The organism is Atribacter sp. (genome assembly GCF_035418125.1).
Lineage (GTDB): Bacteria > Atribacterota > Atribacteria > Atribacterales > Atribacteraceae > Atribacter > Atribacter allofermentans.
The window spans coordinates 1-2,069 of record NZ_DAOLQM010000046.1 but is presented as its reverse complement, the minus strand read 5'-3'; the positions used below and the strand labels follow the sequence as shown (position 1 = coordinate 2,069).

Here is a 2,069-nt window from a genome sequence, read left to right as displayed (position 1 = left end):
GATCTCAATGAAGTCATCGAATCCCTGGCAGCTGAGGAAAGAATGAGAATGTTGGAGAAAGTGGGATAACTCATGTCAAAAGTGAGAGATGTTTGGAGCAATCTGGTTCTCACTTTACGTAAACATAACTTACCCGGAGCCTCCCGAGAAGCTCGTTTTTTGTTGTCTGGAGTTCTTTCTGCTTCACCTTCACATATTTATCTTTATTGGGATCAAGATTTGTCAGTTGAAAAGATTGAAAAGCTCAATATCATGATAAAAGAACGACTTGACGGAGTTCCTCTTCAATACATACTCAAAGAATGGGAGTTTTTTTCTCTCCAATTTTATTTAGAGAAAGGAGTTTTTATACCAAGGTTGGATACTGAATCTTGGTTGGAGGAAGCAATTATTACCATCAGATCTCGCTATGAAAACCAACCAGTCAAGTTGTGTGATCTTTGTTGTGGTTCAGGCGTAATTGGTTTAACCGTTGCATATTGGCTGACCAAAGTACAGGTAGTTGCCATTGATCGATCAAAATTAGCCTGTGATTTGACTCAACATAATGCCCAAAAATTGGGCTTAGAAGAAAGAATATCAGTATGGCAATCAGATTTGTTTAATGAAATCCAAACTACTGATGAACTACAATTTGATTTCATTTTGTCAAATCCACCTTATGTTAAAGAAGAAGAATGGAATACCCTGTCTCCTGAGATACGACTTCATGAACCAAAAGATGCGTTGGTTTCGGGTTCAGAAGGCTTGGACCTCATCTATCGAACCTTGAATGAATCATCCCCTTACTTGAAAAGCCAGGGTTACCTTTATATCGAACATGATCCTTCTCAAGTTGAAGCCATTGCAGATCTTTCTTTAAAAACCCATTTTAAAAAAGATCATGTCATTTTTGATTATCAAAAAAGACCTCGAGCTACAGTTTTTAGACGAAATTGAGTAGGGGAAAAAAAGAAAGACACTTTTCCCACCACATTCCTCCAAGAAAGAGAAATTATTAAAAAGATACTTCCACACCTTAATCTTTTTCTACTAGAAGAGAGATGAAAAAAGAAAAAAAGAATTAATACTTCCTTCTCACTTAATGGGAGAAGGTGGAGATGAGTGTGAAAAAAAGAGATTTCATGATATTTTTAAACTTATAAACACTGTTGGGGTAGACAAAACAAGGGTTTTAAGAGTATCCTTTTAAAAGGAGGTTCTAATAGACGATGAAAATAGCTTTGGGTTGCGATCATGGAGGCTTTGAACTCAAGGAAGATTTGAAAAATTTTTTAATAGAACAAGGATATGAAGTGATTGATTATGGGACTAATAGCCCTGAAATGATTGATTATCCTGATATCGCATTTCCCTTAGCTAAAGATGTAGCCAAGGGAAAGTGCGAAAGAGGAATTATCTGTTGCGGAACCGGTGTTGGTGTCTCAATAGCTGCCAATAAAGTTCATGGAATTCGAGCAGCCAACTGTCATGATACTTTTTCAGCAAGAGCGTCAAGAGAACATAATAATGCAAATATTCTCACTCTCGGAGGACGAGTGATTGGAAAGGGTCTAGCCCAGGAAATTGTTCAAGTTTGGTTAAAATCAGAATTTATCGAGGGTCGACACCTGAGACGTATCAATAAAATCTCGGATTATGAAAAGCAATGAACACACGACCGGATTGGGATGAATATTTTATGTCAATTGCCGAGTTGGTCAGCACTCGGTCGACCTGTTTAAGAAGAAAAGTTGGAGCGGTGCTGGTTCTTGATCGAAGGATTCTGGCCACTGGTTATAACGGTGCTCCCAGTGGATTAGTTCATTGCACTTTGGAAACCTGTTTGCGAGGGAAGCGGCAAATTCCTTCCGGAAGTCAACAGGAACTCTGTCGAGGGTTACATGCTGAACAAAATGTTATAATACAAGCAGCTCTTCATGGAGTGAGTACCAAGGAATCGATTTTATATTGTACGCACAAACCCTGTTCGCTTTGTGCTAAAATGATTATTAATGCTGGGATTTCGAGAATAGTCTATCAAAATCCCTATCCTGATCCCTTGGGAGATGAGTTGGTGAGCGAAGCAG

At 38.6% G+C, this 2,069-nt stretch carries 3 protein-coding genes; all 3 read left to right on the top strand.

All coding sequences use genetic code 11. From position 1 onward, the window contains the following. Positions 1-72 precede the first annotated feature (72 nt). Positions 73-939 (top strand): peptide chain release factor N(5)-glutamine methyltransferase, encoded by an 867-nt coding sequence (gene prmC, locus PLK24_RS04080; RefSeq protein WP_324476550.1) that lies wholly within the window; start codon positions 73-75, stop codon positions 937-939. A 272-nt stretch (positions 940-1,211) separates the two neighbouring features. Then, positions 1,212-1,652 carry a ribose 5-phosphate isomerase B gene (rpiB, locus tag PLK24_RS04075; protein WP_324476548.1) on the top strand — a complete coding sequence of 147 codons (441 nt, stop codon included), beginning with the start codon at positions 1,212-1,214 and terminating at the stop codon, positions 1,650-1,652. Beyond that, positions 1,649-2,069 (top strand): deoxycytidylate deaminase (locus PLK24_RS04070; RefSeq protein ID WP_324476546.1); only part of this gene is annotated, 421 nt, incomplete at its 3' end. The genes rpiB and PLK24_RS04070, both read left to right, overlap by 4 nt.

Coding starts and splice junctions, on each gene's coding strand:
- prmC (WP_324476550.1), top strand. CDS start 73: ATGTCAAAAGTGAGAGATGTTTGGAGCAATCTGGTTCTCACTTTACGT.
- rpiB (WP_324476548.1), top strand. CDS start 1,212: ATGAAAATAGCTTTGGGTTGCGATCATGGAGGCTTTGAACTCAAGGAA.